The organism is Nocardioides sp. Z35_8, assembly GCF_059621125.1.
This window is the reverse complement of the sequence record NZ_JCAQIE010000001.1, coordinates 1256924-1277224: the sequence shown is the minus strand read 5'-3', so window position 1 is coordinate 1277224 and position 20301 is coordinate 1256924. Positions and strand designations below refer to the sequence as shown.

14 protein-coding genes and 1 tRNA gene are annotated in these 20301 nt (G+C 71.6%); 4 read left to right on the top strand and 11 right to left on the bottom strand.

The window, feature by feature from the left end; translation table 11 throughout:
• The first annotated feature begins 99 nt into the window (after positions 1 to 99).
• Entirely contained in the window at positions 100 to 2433 is a 2334-nt protein-coding gene (locus AC54T2_RS06170) for an AAA family ATPase (protein WP_496665772.1), read from the top strand.
• A 265-nt stretch (positions 2434 to 2698) separates the two neighbouring features.
• Here AC54T2_RS06170 and AC54T2_RS06165 read toward each other — a convergent pair.
• Positions 2699 to 2771 (bottom strand) — tRNA-Thr (locus tag AC54T2_RS06165).
• 129 nt (positions 2772 to 2900) lie between these two features.
• Between AC54T2_RS06165 and AC54T2_RS06160 the strand changes: the two genes are divergently transcribed.
• A complete protein-coding gene (locus AC54T2_RS06160) occupies positions 2901 to 3344 on the top strand; it encodes an OsmC family peroxiredoxin (protein ID WP_489975575.1) in 444 nt (147 codons plus the stop codon).
• A gap of 28 nt (positions 3345 to 3372) precedes the next feature.
• Here AC54T2_RS06160 and AC54T2_RS06155 read toward each other — a convergent pair whose 3' ends face one another.
• The 10 genes from AC54T2_RS06155 to AC54T2_RS06110 form a co-directional block, all read right to left on the bottom strand.
• A complete protein-coding gene (locus tag AC54T2_RS06155; protein ID WP_186339994.1) occupies positions 3373 to 3546 on the bottom strand; it encodes a DUF6767 domain-containing protein in 174 nt (57 codons plus the stop codon).
• 62 nt (positions 3547 to 3608) lie between these two features.
• Positions 3609 to 5171: an alpha/beta hydrolase gene (locus tag AC54T2_RS06150; RefSeq protein WP_496665771.1), complete on the bottom strand. Its 1563-nt coding sequence runs from the start codon at positions 5169 to 5171 to the stop codon at positions 3609 to 3611.
• The gene (locus tag AC54T2_RS06145) at positions 5171 to 6343 is read right to left on the bottom strand and encodes a DNA polymerase III subunit delta' (RefSeq protein ID WP_186339992.1); all 1173 of its coding nucleotides are present in this window, start codon (positions 6341 to 6343) and stop codon (positions 5171 to 5173) included. Before AC54T2_RS06145 ends, AC54T2_RS06150 begins: the two co-directional genes overlap by 1 nt.
• Positions 6340 to 6978, bottom strand: a complete 639-nt coding sequence (gene tmk / locus AC54T2_RS06140) for a dTMP kinase (RefSeq protein ID WP_496665770.1) — start codon at positions 6976 to 6978, stop codon at positions 6340 to 6342. The genes AC54T2_RS06145 and tmk overlap by 4 nt, the downstream gene beginning before the upstream one ends.
• Before the next feature lie 38 nt (positions 6979 to 7016).
• Positions 7017 to 8435, bottom strand: a complete 1419-nt coding sequence (locus AC54T2_RS06135) for a Vgb family protein (protein ID WP_496665769.1) — start codon at positions 8433 to 8435, stop codon at positions 7017 to 7019.
• A gap of 117 nt (positions 8436 to 8552) precedes the next feature.
• Positions 8553 to 9374, bottom strand: coding sequence for an SGNH/GDSL hydrolase family protein (locus AC54T2_RS06130; RefSeq protein WP_496665768.1), 822 nt, complete (start codon positions 9372 to 9374; stop codon positions 8553 to 8555).
• Positions 9375 to 9425: 51 nt separating this feature from the next.
• Positions 9426 to 12143, bottom strand: coding sequence for a type I DNA topoisomerase (gene topA / locus AC54T2_RS06125; protein ID WP_496665767.1), 2718 nt, complete (start codon positions 12141 to 12143; stop codon positions 9426 to 9428).
• Positions 12144 to 12334: 191 nt separating this feature from the next.
• Entirely contained in the window at positions 12335 to 13372 is a 1038-nt protein-coding gene (locus AC54T2_RS06120) for a sugar phosphate isomerase/epimerase family protein (protein WP_496665766.1), read from the bottom strand.
• A gap of 46 nt (positions 13373 to 13418) precedes the next feature.
• Positions 13419 to 15542, bottom strand: a complete 2124-nt coding sequence (locus AC54T2_RS06115) for a PQQ-dependent sugar dehydrogenase (protein WP_496665765.1) — start codon at positions 15540 to 15542, stop codon at positions 13419 to 13421.
• Positions 15543 to 15701: 159 nt separating this feature from the next.
• On the bottom strand, positions 15702 to 17183 hold the full coding sequence (locus AC54T2_RS06110) for a DUF7059 domain-containing protein (protein ID WP_496665764.1): 1482 nt from the start codon (positions 17181 to 17183) through the stop codon (positions 15702 to 15704).
• Positions 17184 to 17221: 38 nt separating this feature from the next.
• Between AC54T2_RS06110 and AC54T2_RS06105 the strand changes: the two genes are divergently transcribed.
• The gene (locus tag AC54T2_RS06105; RefSeq protein WP_496665763.1) at positions 17222 to 18115 is read left to right on the top strand and encodes a hypothetical protein; all 894 of its coding nucleotides are present in this window, start codon (positions 17222 to 17224) and stop codon (positions 18113 to 18115) included.
• Between the two features lie 62 nt (positions 18116 to 18177).
• The gene (locus AC54T2_RS06100) at positions 18178 to 20298 is read left to right on the top strand and encodes an MMPL family transporter (RefSeq protein ID WP_496665762.1); all 2121 of its coding nucleotides are present in this window, start codon (positions 18178 to 18180) and stop codon (positions 20296 to 20298) included.
• Positions 20299 to 20301 lie beyond the last annotated feature (3 nt).

The window sequence follows — 20301 nt, the reverse complement described above, 5'->3', positions numbered from 1 at the left end:
TGAGGTGCTAGAAGCTGCGGGCCAAGGTGATCAATACGCCGGCGACCGAGTGGAGTCGTAGGGTGCGGGTGCGGTACCACGAGTCAACGAGCGATGCGCATGGGGGAAGTGCCGATGCCCGGTTACACATATACGCCTACGGATGTCCTCGTATACGAGGCGGTCTTCTTGCACTTCAGGAACGCGGTGGTCGGGCACGTCAGATCCTGTCTAGTTGTCGAGTACGCAGACCAAGCGGTGGACAAACTGCGTAAGTCGCTTGGCCAGGGGACGTGGGATGCGCTTCACGACAAGGCAAGCGCATCTGAGGCGCGCGGGGCTGTAGTCAGGCAGCGCGAGGACGACTTCGACTTCCTGGACGTTGGTGTGTTCAGGCAGCTAATCGAGCACCACTACGACGTTTTGGTTCCGGACCGATGGCGAGGTCTACACGCCAACGCGAGCAAGTCCCAGCTTGTGCAGTGGGCCCAGGAGGTCAAGAACGCACGCGACCCCGCAGCGCACCCGGGCACCAGGGAGATCGAGCCGGCTGACGCTATCCGAGCGGTCGACGCAGCCCTGCGCGTGCTGAAACGACTTGAGACGGCCGAAGGTGTGCCTGAGCTTGAGGGCGTCCTAGCGGAACTCTATGAACGGGCCGCTCGCCCACTCGAGTTGGGCTCCGTCGCTCCTCTGGACGACACGCTCCCGTCAGCGGAAACGGTCGTTCAGGAATTTGTGGGTCGAGGCAACGAGATGGCGCAACTGAGGGCTTGGCTGAGTCATCCGCGTAGAAACCGGTGGATGTTGGTGGGCGATGGTGGCAAGGGTAAGTCCGCAATCGCCTACGCGTTCGCATCTGAGGTATTAGAGAATGCTCCGGCGTCACTTTGCGGTGCGTTCTGGCTTAGTGCCAAGCGTCGCCGCTATGCCACGGACAAGGTCGTGGACATCCCCACACCTGATTTCTCAACCCTCGAAGAGTGCCTAGACAGAATTCTGCTGGACTATGGCGACCTTGCGTCCCAAGACCTTCCTCTGCCGGAGAAGCAGGAACAGGTCCTCGCCATGCTTAACGAGTTGCCCGTACTTCTCGTGATCGACGACTTGGATTCTGTCGATGAAGAGCGCGAGGACGTGGTCGAGTTCGTCACCCTGGAGGCCCCAGCCACAGCTAGCAAGGTCCTGCTTACCAGTCGTCGTAAGTTCGCCGGCATGGGGGCTACAGCAACCCAGATCCTGGGTCTGGCCGTGCCCGATGCAATCGAGTTTATCGACAAGAGGTGGCGTGCTACCGGTCTTGATCCCGCCGAACTGTCGCCGGAGGATCGACTTGGGATCGTGGAAGCTTGCGAAGGGTCGCCGCTCTACATGGGAGACCTCATTCGACTGATCGCGGCCGCCGTAAGGAAGGGGCAGTCCGAGGTCAGCAAGGTGATTGCCGACTGGAAGGCCCACGATGGCAACGAGGTGCGGAGGTATGCGCTGCAGCGGGAGATGGACATGCTGTCGGCGGGCGCCAGGCGAGCCTTGGAGGCCCTCGCGCTCACAGGCAGGCCGATGACTACGGTCGAGCTCGCAAGGGTCTTGGCGATGGGCGAACTCGCTGTGGCCGGGGCGACGGATGAGCTTCAGCAGCTGTACTTGGTAGTGGCGCCCAGCTTGGATGATGAAACCCCTCGCTTCGCGATCGACGGGAATCTTGCTGTGTTAGTGCGGTCAGAACTCAGGGGCTCGCCACGTGAGGCTCAACTACAGAACGCCGTGGATGCCATCGAGGGCAAGGGGCCCTCCGCTTCGCAGGCTGCAGTCACCCGAGACACGGCTAGGCAGGCGCGTCTACTGCTGAACGCTGGCCGTACCGTCGAAGCCGAACAACTACTCAGTCGGGCGCTCGTCCGAACCCCCGACGATGCGCATCTCCTTGCCATGTTGGGGATGGCTTACGTCGCTTGGAGACCACGCCGAACTGTCGACGCGCGAGCACAGTTCTCCCGGGCGGCGGACCTTGGATACAAGGACCGAGGCATGTTTCTAGCTTGGGCGAGGATTGAAGGAGAGAAGGGAGACTGGAGCCGAGCTGTGCACGCCGCTTCTCGAGGCCTAGCCGTTCGCGAAGCGGATCCCATGCTCTTGTTCGCGTCGGCGCGAGCACATCGATCACTTGCGAAGCAGCACCTTCGAGCGCTGAGCACGGGCAAGGCAGCGGCCAGCTTCGAGGAGGCGGACGCACAACTCGAGCGAGCGGTGAGCGAGGCGCGGAAGCTCCGCCTGCGCGCCAATGACATCTCGCCTATGTATGAGGATTGGGTCTTGAGCGCCAGAGATCAGGCGCGCCCGAAGGCGGTGTGCTATCGACTCAAGCAGTGGCAGAACTGGAGGCCGCGCGACACGCGTTCCAAGCCGCTCCTGCTGGAACACTCGAAGGAGTGCCCCACCGGCGAACACCGCTAGTTCTGTGCTGATCGGTTCTACCCCGGGGGCTGAGGCCCGGTCGGTGCCGCTCGTCGATGAATCTGTGACAACCTCGATCGGCCGTTTTCCTGGTCGCGTCATTCTGGGCGGAACGGGCGCCCTTCGGTGGACGCGTGGTTCTGCCGGTCGGGAGCCATGCCCCCGCGCATGCCCTCGGAAGCCACCCGCCGCGAGTCTGTGCGGCGCAGAGGCTCCGCCGGAAATAGAAGACTCCCCCAGGGTCTCGGGTCCCCGGGGGAGTCAGAGCCGCCTGTCGGAATCGAACCGACGACCTAGTCATTACGAGTGACTCGCTCTACCGACTGAGCTAAGGCGGCGCGGCCCGCCGAGCGTGCTCGGTGGACCGCGGGCGAGTATACGGAAGCGGCCGGTCCGCACCGAATCACGGGTGGGGCGCACCGGCTAGGTTCGAGGGACTGTCCCATCCCCCACTTCTCGGAGGCACGATGCCCACTCGCACCGCACGCACAGCATGGAACGGCGGACTCCAGGACGGCTCCGGCCAGGTCGAGCTCACCAGCTCCGGCGTCGGCACCTACGACGTCAGCTTCCCCAAGCGCGCCGCGGAGGACGCAGGCGGGACGACGAGCCCCGAGGAGCTCATCGCGGCCGCGCACTCCTCCTGCTACGCCATGCAGCTCTCCGCGCTGATCGCCGAGGCCGGCGGCACCCCGCAGTCCCTCGAGGTCACCGCCGACGTCTCGCTCGGCGAGGACAAGGAGGACGGTGGGTTCAAGCTCACCGGCATCAAGCTCACCGTCCGCGGCGAGGTCGACGGGCTCGACGAGGCCGGGTTCGTCGACGCGGCCGAGAAGGCCAAGGCCGGCTGCCCGGTCAGCAAGGCGCTCGCCGCCGTCGACATCACCCTCGACGCCGCCCTCGAGGGCTGAGGCCCGGCGGCCGGCCCGACCGGCCGCCTCAGCGGGCTGCGGCGCGTGCCTCGCGCCGCAGCTCGGCCAGCCGCACGCGCAGCGCCGGGTCGCGCATCACCTCGGCGACGGTCGGGCAGTCCTGCGGCCCGGTGGTCCCGGGGACGCACAGCGAGCAGGTGTCGCCCGGGCGCAGGGGGCAGCGGGCCTCGACGGTCGCCATCCCCCGACGCTAGGCAGGGCCGGGTCCCGGACGTAGGGCCGAAGGTCCTCGGGCGAGGGGCCTCAGCAGGTCGTGCCGTCGGCGGGCACGACACCGTCGATGAGGTAGTCCTCGACGATCGTGTCGATGCACTCGTTGCCGGCGTTGTAGGCGGTGTGGCCGTCGCCGTCGCGCTCGACGAGCACGGCGGAGTCGAGCTGGGCGGAGAGGGCCTCGGCCCACTCGAACGGGGTGGCGGGGTCGCGGGTCGTGCCGAGCACCAGGATCGGGGCGGCGCCCTCCCCGCGGATGTCCAGCGGCTCCTCGCTGGACGCCACCTCGACGCCGCTGCAGGTCGCCATCCCCCACGCGAAGACCCGGCCGAAGGTCGGCGAGGCCTCCTCGAACTCCTCGTACAGCGAGGGCACCTGCGCGAACGGCACGGACGTCGGGTCGTCGAGGCAGTTGATGGAGTAGTTGGCCTCCACCGAGTTGTCGGCGAAGCTGCCGTCGGGGTTGCGCGAGGCGTAGGCGTCGGCGAGCGTCATCAGCGCCGAGCCCTTGCCGTCCAGCGCCGAGGCGAGCGCCGTGCTCAGCAGGAACCAGTAGTCGCGGTTGTAGAGCGGCGTGATGATGCCGTAGAAGGCGTTGCCCACCGTCAGCTCGCGCTCGCCCGCCGGCAGCGGCTCCTCCTCGATGCGGTCGAGGAGGTCGCGGATCGTCGCGAGGCCCTCCTCGACGGTGTCGCCGAGGAAGCAGTTGTCGGTGGTGTCGAGGCAGTTCTGCACGTAGGCCCGCAGCGCGGTCTCGAAGCCGGCGGCCTGCTCGAGCGCCAGCGACTTGGCGTCGAGGGAGACGTCGACCGCGCCGTCGAGGACGAAGCGGCCCACCCGCTCGGGGAAGAGCTCGGCGTAGGTCGCGCCGAGCTTGGTGCCGTAGGAGGCGCCGAAGTAGTCGAGCTGCTCCTCCCCCAGCGCCGAGCGCAGCACGTCCATGTCGCGGGCGGCCTCGGTCGTGGTCACGTGGGCGACCACCGGGCCGGAGCTCGCCACGCACTGCTCGCCGAACGCCAGCACCGAGGCGCGGTAGTCGGCGCGCTCGGCGGCGGTGTCGGGCGTCGGGTCGGCACCGAGGTAGGCGTCGAGGTCGGCGTCGCTGAGGCAGTCGACCGGCGCCGACTCGCCCACCCCGCGCGGGTCGAAGCCGACGATGTCGAACGCGTCGAGCAGCGCCTCGCGGAAGACCTGCCCGCCGGCCGCGGCGTAGGTCGTGCCGCGGGCCCCGGGCCCGCCGGGGTTGACGACCAGCGAGCCCACCCGCGCGCCGCGGGCCGGGACGCGCAGCAGCGCGAGGTCGATCGTCTCGGCCTGCGGGTCGGCGTAGTCGACCGGGACGGTCAGCTGGCCGCACTCGTGGTCGTCGTTGCTCGCGCAGGGCTGCCAGTCGATGCGCTGGGAGTAGAAGTCGGCGAGGTCGGGCGCGGGCGGCTCGGTCACGCTCGCCGGCGGCGGGGTCGTCGGCGACGGCGTGGGCCGGGCGGCGGGCGCGTCGGACGAGTCGGGGGTGCCCTGGACCGCCAGGCCGACCGCGACGAACGCGGTCAGCGCCAGCGCCATGACGGCGACGATGGCGAGCGCCTTGCGCATCAGCGCCCCCCGGGCAGGCGCAGGGCGACGGTCATGGACTCGAGCGCCAGCTGAGGGGGCACGTTGAACTCCAGCATCTGTTCGCGGGCGGTGAAGATGGCGTCGATCATGCGCAGCAGCTCCTCGGGCGACGCGGCCCGGGCGAGGACGGCGACGTCGTCGCGCAGCTCCTCGTTGACCAGCAGGCCGGGCGCCCCGACGGAGAGTGCGATCGCGTCGCGGTAGACCGACACGAGGTCCATCAGGGCCCGGTCGATCACGTCCAGCACGCGGCGCTTGGCCTTCTGCTTCTGCAGCTTCTCCAGGCCCCCGAGCGCGGCCCGGTAGGAGCGGCTGGTCGTGTCCTTGCGCTCGCTGCCGAAGATCGCCTGCAGCTCCTCGAGCTCGCGGCGCTCGGCGTCGGCGGTGATCGCCTCGGTCTCGGCCTTGGCGAGCTCGGCGAGGCTGGTCGCCGCGGTCATGCACGAGCCCAGCGACGTCAGCCGGGCCGGGATGCTGGTCACCTCGCGCCGCCGGGCGCGGGTCTGCTCGTCGAGGGCCAGGGCGCGCGCCCGGCCGATGTGGCCCTGGCTGGCGCGCGCGGCGAAGCCGGCCATGGTCTCGGAGATGCCCTCGTCGCGGGTCAGGAACGCCGCGACGTCGCGGGTGCCGGGCGTCGCGAGGGTCAGCGTGCGGCAGCGCGAGCGGATCGTGGGCAGCACGTCGCGCACCGTCGGCGCGCAGAGCAGCCAGACCGTCTTGGGCGTCGGCTCCTCGATGGCCTTGAGGAGCGCGTTGCCGGTGCGCGGATTCTCCGGGGTGCCGAGCCGGTCGGCGTCCTCGATCACGACGATCTGCCAGCGGCCGATGGCGGGGAACTTGGCGGCCGACTGCACCAGGTCGCGCATGTCGTCGACGTAGAGCACGGAGGTCTCCGACTTGACCCAGGTGATGTCGGGGTGGGAGCCCCGCAGGCCGAGGCGGCAGGCCTCGCACTCGCCGCAGCCGGTGCGCTGCTCGCACTGCAGCGCCGCCGCGAACGCCCGCGCGACGTTGGAGCGACCCGATCCGGGCGGGCCGGTGAACAGCCAGGCGTGGGTCATGCCGTGCCCGGCGGCCGCGCGCTGGAGCACCTCGATCGTCGGCCGCTGGCCGACGAGGTCGGACCACACGGTGCCCGTCGCGGTGCTCACGGGCGTCCCAAGAGGGGCGTGACCCGCTGCTGGACGCGCGCGGCGATCTCGTCGACCGGCGCGCGGGCGTCGAGCACGACGTAGTGGTCGGGGTCGGCGGCCGCGAGGTCGAGGAAGCCCTGGCGCACCCGCTGGTGGAACTCCAGCGACTGGGCCTCGATCCGGTCGCGCTCGGTGAACCGGTCGAAGCCGGCCTCCGGCTCGAGGTCGAGGACGACGGTGAGGTGGGGGCGCAGGTCGCCCGTGGCCCACCGGGCGACGGCCTCGACCTCGGCGACCTCGAGCGTGCGACCGGCGCCCTGGTAGGCCAGCGTGGAGTCGACGTAGCGGTCGGTGATGACGACCTCGCCGCGCGCCAGCGCGGGAAGCACGACCTGGTCGACGTGCTCGGCCTTGTCTGCGGCGTAGAGCAGGGCCTCGGTGCGGTCGGACAGCTCGCCGGTGGCCGGGTCGAGCACGATGCGCCGCAGCTCCTTGCCGACGGGGGTGTCGCCGGGCTCGTACGTCAGCAGGACCGTCTCGCCGCGGGCCACCAGCCAGTCGCGCAGCAGCCGCGACTGGGTCGACTTGCCCGCCCCCTCGCCGCCCTCGAAGCACACGAAGAGCCCGGTCTCCGGATAGACGCCTGCGCTCACGCAGCACACCCTACGGGCGGGGTGGGACAGCTCCGGGGTCAGCCTCGGCGCACCTTGATCGTGCGCGAGGCCTGCACCTTCCTCGATCCGGGCGCGGTCAGCTCGACGCGCACCTTGACGACGAGCCCGGCTCGCAGCGAGCGCATCCCCTTGCGGGACAGCCTCACCGTCACGGTCTTCGTGCGCCCCGCCTCGATCCGGTACGCCTTCCTCGGGGCGATCGCCGTGCCGCCCTTGGCCAGCTCGAGACCGACCCTGCCGGCGCACCCGCCCGCTGCCCGCGTCGGGCAGGCCACGCGCACCGCGACCTTGCCGCGCCTGACCTTGGTGACGCCCTTGGCCTTGGGCAGCCTGCCCACCGGGCGGGCCGAGGTGGGCGAGGTCGGCGGGATCATCGTGACCCCGTCACCGAGGTCGACGTCGGTGGTCTGCAGCTCGTCGGTGGTGACCCGCACGATCGCGTTGGTGGTCTCGTCGGTGAACCAGATCGCGCCGTCGGGCCCGAAGGTCAGCGAGGTCGGCTGGTAGCTGCCGACCGAGCTGATCGCACCGACACCGGTGGCCGAGATGTGGCCGATGCCGGGTGCCGCGCCGCGATTGGTGAACCACATCTGGTCGTCGGGACCGCGGACGATGTCGTGCGGTGCGGACCGCGACCCCGTCCGCCAGATCTGCGTGGCGCCGCTGGCCTGGTCGATGTATCCGACCGATCCGTCGGCGGGGTTGGCGAGCCCGGGCGTGGTGCTGCGGGTGAACCAGATCGAGCCGACGGGCCCGCCCGCGAGACCCATCGGGTAGGTCGTGTCCGAGGGAAGCGGGTAGGTCACCCCGCTGTTGGCGTCGGGCCCGACCTTGACCAACGTGTTGAGCCCGGCTCCCTGACACCACATGGCGCCGTCCGTGGCCTCGCCCAGCAGGTCCTTGCACTCAGGCGCGTTGGCCGCCCAGGTGACCGGCTGGCCGGGAACGGCGCGGACGATCCCGGACTCGTCGTAGTTCATGGTGATCCAGGCCGCGTTGTCGGGCCCCACGCGCACGGCGCCGCCGTACGGCTCGCCGCCCAGGTCGTAGACGTCGAGGCCCCCGGTCGCGGGGTCGAGCCGAGTGGCCTTCCACCCCTGGTCGTGGACCACCCAGACGCTGCCGTCGGGCGAGACGTCGAGGTCCATGACACGCGCGCCGGCGACCGTCGTCGGCCCGAGGGGGAACTCGGTGATCGCTCCGCCCGGGGTGATGCGTCCCACCTTGTTGGCGTCGCGCATCACGAACCACATGGTGCCGTCCGGCGCCGTGGTGATCCGGCCCAGGCCGGCGTTGCTGGTCGGCACCGGGAACACGCTGACGGCCGCACTGGCCGGCGCGGACGCCTGGACCACGAGGAGGGGGCCCAGGAGCAGGGTGAGCGCGGCGAGCAGGGAGGTGCGGGAGGTGCGGGAGGTGCGAGATGTGGTGGTCATGGCGTCACTTCCGTCCACGGTGGCGCGATCCCCCCATGGTCACGCGTCCCACCGTGGCCCCACCCAACCAGCAGCGCCGGGCCGCGCACCAGAGACCGAGGAATGACGTGCGCGCTGTCAGCGGTGGCGGCCGGGCTTGATCGCCGCGGTCACGGCGCCGGCGTACGCCTCATAGCCGGCGAGCGTCGGGTGGAAGGCGCCCGGGTCGGCCGGCCCCAGGATCCACGGGTCGGGCGCGTTGACCCCGTGGCCGACGAAGCGCGACCTCACGTCCACGACGTCGAAGCCGTGACAGCGCGCGGCGGCGGCGATGACCGAGTGGAGCAGGTCGGCGCCCTCGTTGAGCGCCTCCTGCTCGGCAGGGCTCGCGCCGAGGTAGGCACCGTGCTCCGGGGAGAACAGCCGGGGGTAGCCGGTCACGATCACCCGGGCACCGGGCGCGGCGGCCTCGATCCGGTCGTAGAGGCTGTCGAGGAGGGCGGGCAGCTGGGTGACCACGCGCCCACGGACCACCGCGAGCGCACCCGCGCACGCCGCGTCCGAGCCGCCCAAGCAGGCCACGACCGCCGACGACCACCCGATGTCGTTGCCACCGATGCTCAGCAGCACGAGGTCGGTGTCGGCGTCGAGGGCGTCGAGCTGCCCGCCCGCGACCAGCGAGGTGGCGGTCGCGCCGGCGCACGCGACGAAGTCGTCGAGGTCGAGCCGCGCGCGACCGTCGACCAGCACGCCGTAGGCCGACTGCGAGCGGCCGCACGCACCGTAGGGCGGCACCCCGTAGCCGGACCCGTAGGAGTCGCCGAGCACGTCGTACGTCGTGCGCGACCGCGGGGCCGACCCCGCAGGCGCCGTCGCCGTCGCGAGGGGGACCACGAGCGCGACCAGCAGGGCGAGCAGGGTCGTGAGGGCCGTGGCGAGGCCGCGCTGGCGGGAGGCCATCTCGAGACGGTACGTCCGTGAGCGCGCGCGGTCACCCCCCGTGCGGGGGCCTCAGGACGTCTCGGCGGCCTTGTTCGTCGTCTTCTTGGCGGTCGTCTTCTTGGCCGCCGTCTTCTTGGCGGTGGTCTTCTTGGCGGTGGTCTTCTTGGCGGGTGCCTTCTTGGCGCCCTTCTTGGCCGCCTTCTTGGCCGGACCGCGCTCGCGACGCTCGGCGAGCAGCTCGGCCGCCCGCTCGAGGGTGATCGACTCGACGGTGTCGTCCTTGCGGAGCGTGGCGTTGTACTCACCGTCGGTGACGTACTCGCCGAAGCGGCCCGCCTTCACCACGACGGGCTGGCCGGAGACGGGGTCGTTGCCGAGCTCCTTGAGCGGCGGGGTGGCCGCACCGCGGCCGCGCTGCTTGGGCTGGGCGTAGATCGCCTTGGCCTGGTCGAGGGTGATGTCGAAGATCTGGTCCTCGCTGGTGAGCGAGCGCGAGTCGGTGCCCTTCTTGAGGTAGGGACCGTAGCGACCGTTCTGCGCGGTGATCTCGGTGCCGTCGTCGTCGACGCCGACGATGCGGGGCAGGTCGAGCAGCTTGACCGCCTGCTCGAGGGTGACCGTGTCGAGCGTCATCGACGTGAAGAGCGAGCCGGTGCGCGGCTTGGCCGACTTGGGCGCGTCGTCGGGCAGCACCTCGGTGACGTAGGGACCGAAGCGGCCGTTCTTCGCCACGATCTGGAGGCCGGTGTCGGGGTGGTTGCCGACCACCTGCTCCTCGCCGGCCGGGTTGGCCAGCAGCTCCTTGGCCTTGGCCACGGTCAGCTCGTCGGGCGGCAGGTCGTCGGGGACGTTGGCCCGCACCGGCGCGCCGTCGCCGTCCTCGGGCGCCGGGCCCTCGACGTAGGGCCCGTAGCGGCCGACGCGGAGGTCGATCCCGTCGCCGATGGGGAAGGTCGCCATCTCCTTGGCGTCGATGTCGCCGAGCTCGGTGACCAGCGTCTTGAGGCCCGTCACGTCGCCGGAGCCGTAGTAGAACTCCGCGAGCTCGCTGGCCCGGTCGCGCCGGCCGCTGGCGATGTCGTCGAGGACGTCCTCCATGTCGGCGGTGAACTCATACGACACCTGGCGCGGGAAGTGCTCCTCCAGCAGCCGGACCACCGAGAACGCCAGCCAGGCCGGCACCAGCGCGGTGCCCTTCTTGTAGACGTAGCCGCGGTTGAGGATCGTGCCGATGATCGAGGCGTAGGTCGACGGGCGGCCGATCTCGCGGTCCTCGAGCTCCTTGATGAGCGTCGCCTCGGTGTAGCGCGACGGCGGCTTGGTCTCGTGGCCCTCGGGGGTCAGCGTGGCCGCCGAGACCCCGGCGCCCTCGGTGAGGTTGGGCAGTCGCGTCTCTGCGTCGTCGCGGCGCTTGGAGGCGTCGTCGATGTCCTCGACGTAGGCCTTGAGGAACCCGTGGAAGGTGATCGTGCGACCGCTCGAGCTGAAGACGACGTCACGGCCGTCGGCGGCGGCGCCGCCGATGCGGATGGTGACGGAGTTGCCGACGGCGTCCTTCATCTGCGAGGCGACGGTGCGCATCCAGATCAGCTCGTAGAGGCGGAACTGCTCGCCGGAGAGACCGGTCTGCGCGGGCGTGCGGAACGTGTCGCCGGCCGGCCGGATCGCCTCGTGCGCCTCCTGGGCGTTCTTGACCTTGGAGGCGTAGGTGCGCGGCGAGTCGGGGAGGTACTCGGCACCGTAGAGCTCGCGCACCTGGTCGCGCGCGGCGCCCACCGCGGCGCCCGAGAGCGTGGTCGAGTCGGTGCGCATGTAGGTGATGAAGCCGTTCTCGTAGAGCCGCTGCGCGACCGACATCGTCACGCTGGCGCTCATCCCGAGCTTGCGGCTGGCCTCCTGCTGCAGCGTGGTCGTGCGGAAGGGGGCGTACGGCGAGCGGCGGTAGGGCTTGGACTCGACCGAGCGCACGGCGTACGACGCCTCGCCCAGGCCGGCCGCCAGCGCCTCGGCGTCGGCGCGGCTGAGGTGGACGCGCTCCGACGTGCCCTTCAGCTCACCGGTGTTGTCGAAGTCGGCGCCGCGGGCCACGCGCACGCCGTCGACGCTGTGGAGCTTGGCGGGGAACATCCGGGGGTCGTGACCGGTGCCGGCGTCGAACGTGGCGTCGAGGTCCCAGTAGGACGCGACGCGGAACTTCATCCGCTCCCGCTCGCGGTCGACGACCAGGCGGGTCGCCACCGACTGCACGCGGCCCGCGGACAGGCCCGACATGACCTTCTTCCACAGCACCGGGGAGACCTCGTAGCCGTAGAGGCGGTCGAGGATGCGGCGCGCCTCCTGGGCCTCGACGAGGTCGTCGTTGATCTCGCGGGGGTTCTCGACCGCGGCGAGGATCGCGGGCTTGGTGATCTCGTGGAAGACCATCCGGTGGACCGGCAGGCCCTTCGGCGGCTTGAGCTCGTCGAGCAGGTGCCACGCGATGGCCTCGCCCTCGCGGTCCTCATCGGTGGCGAGGTAGAGGGCGTCGGCGTCCTTGACCAGCTTCTTCAGCTTGGCGATGTGGCTCTTCTTGTCGCGGGGCACGACGTAGTAGGGCTCGAAGCCGTTGTCGACGTCGACGGCCAGCCGGCCCCAGGGCTTGTCCTTGATCTTGGCCGGGGTGTCGGCGGCGTTGTTGGGCAGGTCACGGATGTGACCGATCGAGGACTCGACGACGTAGTCCGGGCCGAGGTACCCGCCGATGGTGCGGGCCTTCGCCGGGGACTCGACGATGACGAGCTTTGCCACGTGTGTTCGCTCCCTCAAGATGTGCGCTGCTGCAATGTTGCTCAGCGCCGCAACGGTAGCGCCACATTCCGAGATCGCCACTCCCCGGCGCTCGCGGGGCGGCCCCGTGGGGCCCGGGGGGCGGCTCGGGCACGGCACGGGCCCCACGTCGGCGGGACGTGGGGCCCGAGCGCGTCAGGATGGCTGTCGGGTCAGAACTGCAGGCCCTCCAGGTAGCGGAACCCCGTGTTGGCGGTCGCCGCCGGGTGGAAGTCCGGGGTGTCGTTCTCGACGATGTACTCCTCGGCCTGGTGCTTCTTGAAGATGGCCGGGAAGTCGATGACGCCGAGGCCGAGGTCGGCCATGTCGCCGGGCTCCTCCTCGTAGAGCGCGGCGGCGTCGGCGCCGTGGCGGTCCTTGACGTGGTACTGGCGGACCTCCTGCGGCGCCGAGCGGATGACGTCGATGGCGAACCGCAGCGGGTCGGCCGCCCCGGTGTTCACGCCACCGGTGTAGGCCCAGTAGAGGTCGACCTCGAGGTGGACCAGCCTACGGTCGAGCTCGCTGGTGAGGATGTCCCACGGCGTCAGGCCGCCGCCGAGGTCGATCGTGAACTCGTGGGCGTGGTTGTGGTAGCCGTAGCGCAGCCCGCGCCGCCTGGCCGCAGCGGCCTCGGTGTTCATCTGCTCGGCCCACCGCTGCCAGTCGGCCTTGCTGGTGGAGTTGAGGTAGGGCACGACGATGTACTTCTGGCGGAACGTGTTGGCGTCGTCGAGCTTCTTGTTGAGCTTGGCCGGGTCGAGCCGGGTGGCGTCGCCGTCGACCGTGCTGATCCCGTCGTGGCTCGAGGAGGCCCAGATGCCGCGGGCGTCGAACTCCGCCTTGAGCTTGGCCGCCGTGTCGAGGCCGGTCTCCTTCGGGTAGAGACCCGCCCGCTCGACGCGCTCGTAGCCGAACTTCGCCAGCTGGTCGAGCTGACGCAGGATGGCCGCCCGATCCGTCATCGCGGCGCGCAGCGTGTAGAGCTGGATGCTGATCAGGTCGGTCGGCACCTCCCTCTGCCGCCCGTGGTCGTGGCCGCGGCCCTTGCCCGGGTGACGCCCGGGCTTCCCGGCGAACGCCGGGCTCCCGGCGAGCACCGTGGCGCCGGCTGCGCCCGCCGCGGCGCCGCGGATCAGGCCGCGCCGACTGGCGCCCTTCCTCTCGAGCGACTCGCGCAGGGCGGCGTCGCCGTCATATCCGAAACACATCTGAGCCTTCTTCCTGGTTTGTCGGGGGGACTCTCGGGGCTCTGCGTCAGCCGGCCGGGTCGAGCACGACCTCGGCGTAGCCGCTGAGGCCGGGCTGCGAGCCGGTGTCGGTGTATTCGGCGACGAACACCGCGGCGAGGTCGTCGGTGGCCGGGTCGTGGCCGCCGGGCACCGTGGTGACCAGCGATCCGGAGCAGCCCGTGGCCGTGGACTGCGGGTGGCCGTGGGTGTCGTGGCCGAGCACGTAGGTCACGGTGACCCGGCTGCAGTCGACGGGCTCGTCGTCGGTGACCTTGAGCTCGTAGGACACCGTGTCGCCGAAGCGGAACGCCTGGTCCTCGACCGGGGTGACGAACTCGACCTCCGGCGCCTGGTTGCCCACGGTGACGTCGACGTCGGCCGAGGCCCAGCGGCCGCCCTTGTCGGTGACCCTCAGCGAGGCGCGGTAGCTGCCGTCCTGGGTGTAGGTGAAGGTGCCGTTGCGCTTGCGGCTGTCGACCGTGCCGTCGCTGTCGAAGTCCCACGCGTAGCGCAGCAACTTGTCCCCATCGGGGTCCTTGGTGCCCCTGCTGCTGAACGCCACCGTCAGCGGCGCACGGCCGGCCGTGGGCTCCGCCGTGATCTTCGGGATCGGGCTGCGGTTGCCGCCCTTGCCGACGAAGTCGATGCGGGCGAGCTGCGCGTCGGGGTTCTCGGCGAAGTAGCCGTCGCCGTACTCGAGCACGTAGAGCGCGCCGTCGGGGCCGAACTCCATGTCCATCGGGTTGTCCACGACGAAGCCGCGGAGCACGTCCTCGATGCCGACCTTGGTGCCGTCGACGTGGATGCCCTTGATGTAGTCGCGGGTCCACTCGTAGAACAGCGGGGTGCCGTCGTAGCGCTCGGGCCACGCGACGGGGTTCTTGCCGCGGGTGAGCTTGCGGTCGAACTGGTAGGCGGGGCCGGCCATCGGGGCGATGCCGCCCTTGCCGAGCTGGGGGAACTGCTTGGACTTGCCGTAGGAGTACCAGACCTCCGGCTGCTCCACCGGCGGCAGCCGGCGCTTGCCGGTGTTGTGCACCGAGGTGTTGACCGGGGCCGCGCAGTCGAACTTCTTGCCGCTCTTCTTCTTCGCGAAGTCGTAGTCGTTGTAGGGCATCCTGGCGGTGGCGCAGTAGGGCCATCCGTAGTTGCCGGGCCCGTCGACGACCGCCCACTTGCCGTGGCCGGCGGGACCGCGGCCGGCCTTCGACTTCTTCGCGTCGGGCGAGTAGTCGGCCACCCACAGGTTGTCGGTCTCGGGGTCGATCTCGATGCGGAACGGGTTGCGCCAGCCCATCGAGTAGATCTCCGGGCGCGTCTTCGGGGTGCCGGGGCGGAACAGGTTGCCCTTGGGAATGGTGTAGCCGCCCTTGGCCTTGGGGGTGATCCGCAGGATCTTGCCGCGCAGGTCGTTGGTGTTGGCCGCGGTGCGCTGGGCGTCGAAGGCGGGGTTGCGGTCGGCGCGCTCGTCGAGCGGCACGTAGCCGTCGGACTGGAACGGGTTGGAGTCGTCGCCGGTCGACAGGATCAGGTTGCCCGCCGAGTCGAAGACGATGTCGCCGCCGACGTGGCAGCACATCCCGCGGTCGACGGGGACGTCGAGCACCTTGCGCTCGGTGCCGAGCTGGACCTGGCCGTCGACGAAGCGGAACTTCGAGACCCGCAGGAATCCGTCGTAGCGCTCGAAGTCGGCCTTGGTGCCCGTCTCCGGCGCGTCGCCCTCGTTGATGGAGGCGGTGCTCTCGTCGTCGGCGGGGGTGTCGAGCGGCGGGGAGTAGTACATGTAGACCCAGGTGTTCTTCTTCCCGTCGTAGCCCGGGTCGAGGGCGATGCTCTGCAGCCCCTCCTCGTCGTGGAGGTAGACCGGGATGCGGCCGGCGACGCGGTTGGTGCCGGTCTGGGCGTCGTGGTGCCAGATCACGCCGGCGCGGGTGGTGTGCAGCACGTCGCCGTCGGGCAGCACGGCGAGGTCGAGCGGCTCCCCCGGCCGGTCGTTGAGGGTGACCTTCTGGAACTGCTTGGACGGCGGTGGCGCGGCCGAGTCGCTGTGGCCCTCGTGCGCCGTGGCGACGGTGGTCACGGTCAGCAGGGGCAGGCAGAGGGCGGCGCCGGCGGCGACCGTGAGCCCTGCGCGGAGGTGGTGCTTCATCAGATGGTTCTCCTGTATCCCGAGGTGGCGAGGAGCCGATCTGCAACGTAGGCATGTGAGCGGGGTCACGTCAACGAGCGATCGTCTTTTGGTCACCTCCCGGCACAAGGGCACCGACCACCCCACCCGGTCGGGTGGCCCCGACCTGGAGAGACGGGCTCAGCCGAGCGCCAGGAAGCCCTCGCCCACCAGCTCGCGCACCACCGGGAGGTAGCCGGCCCGGAGGTCGGCCTCGTCCCGCCCGACCAGGGTCGCCAGGGCGCCGAGCAGCTGGCCGAGCGTGAGGTCGCCGTCACTCGCGCCGACGAGCGCGGCCTCGACCGTGTCGGCGGTCCGGGCGCGCCGGAAGCCGCGCTGCTGGCGCAGCACGATCGCCTCCGGGTCCTCGGCACCGGGGCGCCCGACCGTCTCCTGCTGCACGTCCTGGCGGGCCCGCAGCCGGGTCGCGAGCAGCGCCTCATCGGAGAGGCCGCGCAGGTCGGCGACCGACTCGCCCCACGCGTGGATCGCCGGGCCGATGGGCTGCTCCACGTCGTAGGGCCACTCCAGGAGGTCGTGGCGCGAGCCCACCTGACCGGTGCCGCCGAGGCGCACGTTGATCCAGCCGAACCCGACCCCCTCGATGCCGACCTCCTCCAGCCACGACAGCCACGTGTCGTAGCGCTCGGCGTAGCCCGGGCGACCGTGGTGGCCGCTGTCCTTGAGCCACAGCTCGACGTAGGCGGCGGGGTCGAGGGTCTCGCGCTGCACGACGAGCGCGTCGCAGTCGTCGCGCAGCCAGGTGCCGAGCCGCTCGTCCCACGGCCGGCCCGCCACGATCGCCCAGTTGGCCAGCACCTGCAGCCAGCCGCCCTCGGTGAGGTGGTCGGGCCCGGTGCGGACGATGTGCTCGACGACGCGGTCGCCGGGCAGGCCGGAGTCGCGGTAGACCAGCCGCTCCCCCGTCGCCGGGGAGATCACGAACGGCGGGTTGGTGCTGATCAGGTCGAAGCGCTCGCCGGCCACCGGCTCGAAGAACGAGCCGCCGCGGACGTCGACCTCCACCTCGTTGAGCGCCGCGTTGAGGCGCGTCATCCAGAGCGCGCGCTGGTTGACGTCGGTGGCCACGACGGTGCCGGCGTGGGCCGCGAGGTGCAGCGCCTGCACCCCGCACCCGGTGCCCAGGTCGAGCGCGCTGCCGACCGGCTCGCGCATGGTCAGCTGCGCCAGGCTCGTCGACGCGCTCGAGATGCCCAGCACGTGGTCGGGCCCGACGGCGACCGGCGCACCGTCGAGACCGGGCGTCAGGTCGGAGACCACCCACAGGTCGCGCTCGTCGGTGGCGTAGGGCCGGCAGTCGGTGCGGGCGGCCACCTCGGCCACGCTCTGCTCGAGCAGGCCGGCGTTGCAGAGCCGGTCGACCAGGCCCGGCAACGCCCGCTCGGCCGCGTCGCGCGCGACCGGCGCCTGCAGCAGGAACAGGCGCACGAGGGTGTCGAGCGCCGAGCCCGACGTCGTACGCCGCAGCGCGGGCAGGGTCTCGTTGCGCCCGAGCGCGCGGTGGGCCTCCTCCCCGATGGCCTCGGCGACCCGGTCGTAGGTGAAGTCGGCGGCGAGCAGGGCCTCGCGCAGCGGGGCGGCGAGGTCGAGGTCGGACGGCATGGCCCCAGCCTTCCAGACGACCGTGCCACGATGCCGGGGTGCTCGAACGCCCCCCGGACGTGACCGATGACGATGTGCGGGCGCTCGTCCGTCGGCACTGGGAGCCGCGCGCCGATGCCGTCGAGCACCTGCCGGTCGGGTGGGGGGCGCACCACTGGCGGGTGGACGTGGCCGGGGAGCCGATCCTGTTCCTGACCCTCGACCCCGACCTCCCCCGCCACACGCGGGCGACCCTCGAGGCGGCGTACGCCGCAGCGGCCGCCCTCGACCTACCCTTCGTGTGGCCGTCCGTCCCGAGCGCCGACGACGCCCTCACCGTGCCGCTCGGCGCGCGCACGGCGAGCGTGACCGGTTGGCTGCAGGGGCGACGCCCGGAGGCGTCCGTCCCCGAGCTGCCCGGCATGCTCGCCGACCTGCACGCCGCGCCGGCACCGGCCACGGCACGCGCCTGGGGGACCGAGATTCCGTCCGACCTGTCGATCCTGCTGCGCGACCTGCTCCAGCGCGACTGGGTCGGGCCGCTCGGCCCGGCCGCCCGCGGGCTCCTGCTGGAGCACCTCGCCGCTGTGGGCGGGTGGGCACGCGAGCACGGGCGCCTGGTCCAGCTCGCCGACCCCGCGACGTACGTCGTCACCCACGGTGAGCCACACGTGCGCAACCAGTGGCTGGCCCGGGGCCGCACCTGGCTCGTCGACTGGGAGTCGTTGCTCCTGGCGCCGCGCGAGCGCGACCTCGCCACGCTGGTGCACGAGGGCCGCGACGTCGACCACGACCCGCAGATGGTGCGGCTGTTCGACCTCGAGTGGCGCCTCTCCGAGGTCTGGTCGTTCGCCCAGTGGCTGCAGGGGCCGCACACCGGCGACACCGACGACCACACCGCGCTCGGCGGGCTGGCCGAGGAGCTGACCCGACCGCACTTCGGCGAGCGCTGACGGCGTCCGGGCCATCAGCCGACGTCCGCCCCAGGCGGCCGCGGCGTGACTAGAGTCACCGCGTGCTGGAGCGGATGGGCCGGTGGGTGCACCGCCGGCGGACGGTGGTCCTGGCCCTGTGGGCGGTGCTGGTCGTGGCAGGTGCCGTGCTGGGCGGATCGGTCTTCGACCACGCCGAGGACGTCGGTCCGCGCGCCGGGGCCGAGTCGAGCGTCGTCGACGAGCGGCTCGACGCCCTCGACACCGAGGGCGAACGGGTGGTGGCGCTGCTCTCGGGCGCCGACCCGGTCGCCCCCGCCACGAGCGAGGCGGCCGGGGAGGTGCTGTTCGCGATCCGCGAGCTGCCCGGCGTGGTCGACGTGCGGGACCCGTGGACGACCGGTGCCTACGAGCTCGTGGCCGAGGACCGCAGCAGCGCGGTGGTGGAGGTCGAGCTCGACGATGCGCTCGGCGACGACGAGGCCCTGGCCCTGGCCGACCGCATCGCCGACGCGCTGCGCGAGACCCCCTTCCCCGACGTCGCCGTCGGCGGCGACCTGCTGGCCGAGCGGACCTTCACCGACCAGGCCGTCCAGGACGCCGCCCGCGGCGAGGGCGCGGCCCTCGTGGTGCTCCTCGTGCTGCTCGCCGTGGCCCTGGGCGGACTCGTCGCCGGCGTGCTGCCGGTCGCCACGGCGCTCGCCGCGGTCTCCGTCTCGCTGCTGGCGCTCGCGGGCCTGGCGGGCGTCGCCTCCGTCAGCGACTTCGCGGTCAACGTCGTCACGGTGCTGGGCCTGGGCCTCTGCGTCGACTACAGCCTGCTCGTGCTGGCCCGCTTCCGTGAGGAGCGCGCGGCCGCGGGTCGTCGTGCGGACCTCGAGGCGGTGCTCGGCAGGACGCTGGCCACCGCCGGGCGCACGGTGCTGGTCTCCGGCGTCACGGTCGGCTCGGCCGTGGCGGCCCTGCTGCTGCTCGGCGACCCGCTGCTCACCGGCATGGCGGTCGGCGGGCTGGTCGCGGTCGCCGTCGTCACCGCCGCCGGCCTCACCCTGACCCCCGCGCTGCTGGCCGTGGCGCATCGGCGGGTGCCCGCCGCCGACCGCGGCGCGTGGGGACGGCCCGCGCGAGCGCCCGAGCGCTCGGTGCTCGCCCGGCTCGCGCGCCTGGCGCAGGCGCGTCCGTGGCCCGTCCTGCTAGTCACGACCGGGCTCCTCCTCGTGCTGGCCGCTCCCCTGCTCGGCCTCGAGCTGGGCGCCTCCGACGCGCGGTCACTGCCCCCCGGCAGCGAGGCCCGCACCGTCGTCGAGGTGATCGAGCGCGACTACCCCGACGTCGCGACCGCACCGATCGACGTGCTGGTCGACGCGCAGCCCGACGATCCGCGGCTCACCGCGCTGGCCGAGGGGATGGCTGCGCTCGACGACGTGGAGGACGTCTTCCTGCGCGACGGCCTGCCCGACGGCTGGAGCCGCTACACCGTGATGCCCCAGGGCACCACCAGCGGACCGGCGGCGCAGCGGGCGGTCGCCGACGTCCGCGCGCTCGGCGACGACGTACGCGTGCAGGTCGGCGGGCCCGCCGCGGAGCTGGTCGACGCGCGCGCCGCGCTGGCCGAGCGTGCGCCGCTGGCCGTCGCGGCGGTCGTGCTCGTGGCCGGCCTGCTCCTGCTGCGGCTCACCGGGGCGCCGGTCATCGCCGTGAAGACCCTGCTGCTCAACCTGCTCTCGCTGGCGGCCATGCTCGGGGTCGTCACGCTGGTCTTCCAGCACGGCTGGGGCGGCCCGCTGCTCGGCGGGACCGCGACCGGCAGCCTCGACCTGACCACGCCGCTGCTGCTGTTCATGTTCGCCTTCGGGCTCTCGATGGACTACCACGTGTTCCTCGTCGCCCGCATCGAGGAGGAGTGGGACTTCCCCCCTCCGGCGCGTCGCAACCGGCCGGTCCCCGCACCCGGCACCCGGGCAGCCAACGACCGCGCGGTGCTCGCGGGCATCACCGCGTCCGGACCGGTCGTCACGCTGGCCGCGCTGGCCATCTCGGTGGTGTTCATCGGGTTCGCCGCCGGCGAGCTGGTCGCGGTCAAGGAGGTCGGGGTCGGCATGACCGTGGCGATCCTCCTCGACGTCACGGTGGTCCGCGGACTGCTGCTGCCGGCCGCGATGACGCTGCTCGGCGAGCGCAACTGGTGGCGTCCGGGAGGCTGACGC

Excerpts from the sequence above, each read along its gene's own strand:
- AC54T2_RS06170 (WP_496665772.1), top strand. The coding sequence starts at position 100 with ATGGGGGAAGTGCCGATGCCCGGTTACACATATACGCCTACGGATGTC.
- AC54T2_RS06160 (WP_489975575.1), top strand. The coding sequence starts at position 2,901 with ATGCCCACTCGCACCGCACGCACAGCATGGAACGGCGGACTCCAGGAC.
- AC54T2_RS06155 (WP_186339994.1), bottom strand. The coding sequence starts at position 3,546 with ATGGCGACCGTCGAGGCCCGCTGCCCCCTGCGCCCGGGCGACACCTGC.
- AC54T2_RS06150 (WP_496665771.1), bottom strand. The coding sequence starts at position 5,171 with ATGCGCAAGGCGCTCGCCATCGTCGCCGTCATGGCGCTGGCGCTGACC.
- AC54T2_RS06135 (WP_496665769.1), bottom strand. The coding sequence starts at position 8,435 with ATGACCACCACATCTCGCACCTCCCGCACCTCCCGCACCTCCCTGCTC.
- AC54T2_RS06130 (WP_496665768.1), bottom strand. The coding sequence starts at position 9,374 with ATGGCCTCCCGCCAGCGCGGCCTCGCCACGGCCCTCACGACCCTGCTC.
- AC54T2_RS06120 (WP_496665766.1), bottom strand. The coding sequence starts at position 13,372 with ATGTGTTTCGGATATGACGGCGACGCCGCCCTGCGCGAGTCGCTCGAG.
- AC54T2_RS06115 (WP_496665765.1), bottom strand. The coding sequence starts at position 15,542 with ATGAAGCACCACCTCCGCGCAGGGCTCACGGTCGCCGCCGGCGCCGCC.
- AC54T2_RS06110 (WP_496665764.1), bottom strand. The coding sequence starts at position 17,183 with ATGCCGTCCGACCTCGACCTCGCCGCCCCGCTGCGCGAGGCCCTGCTC.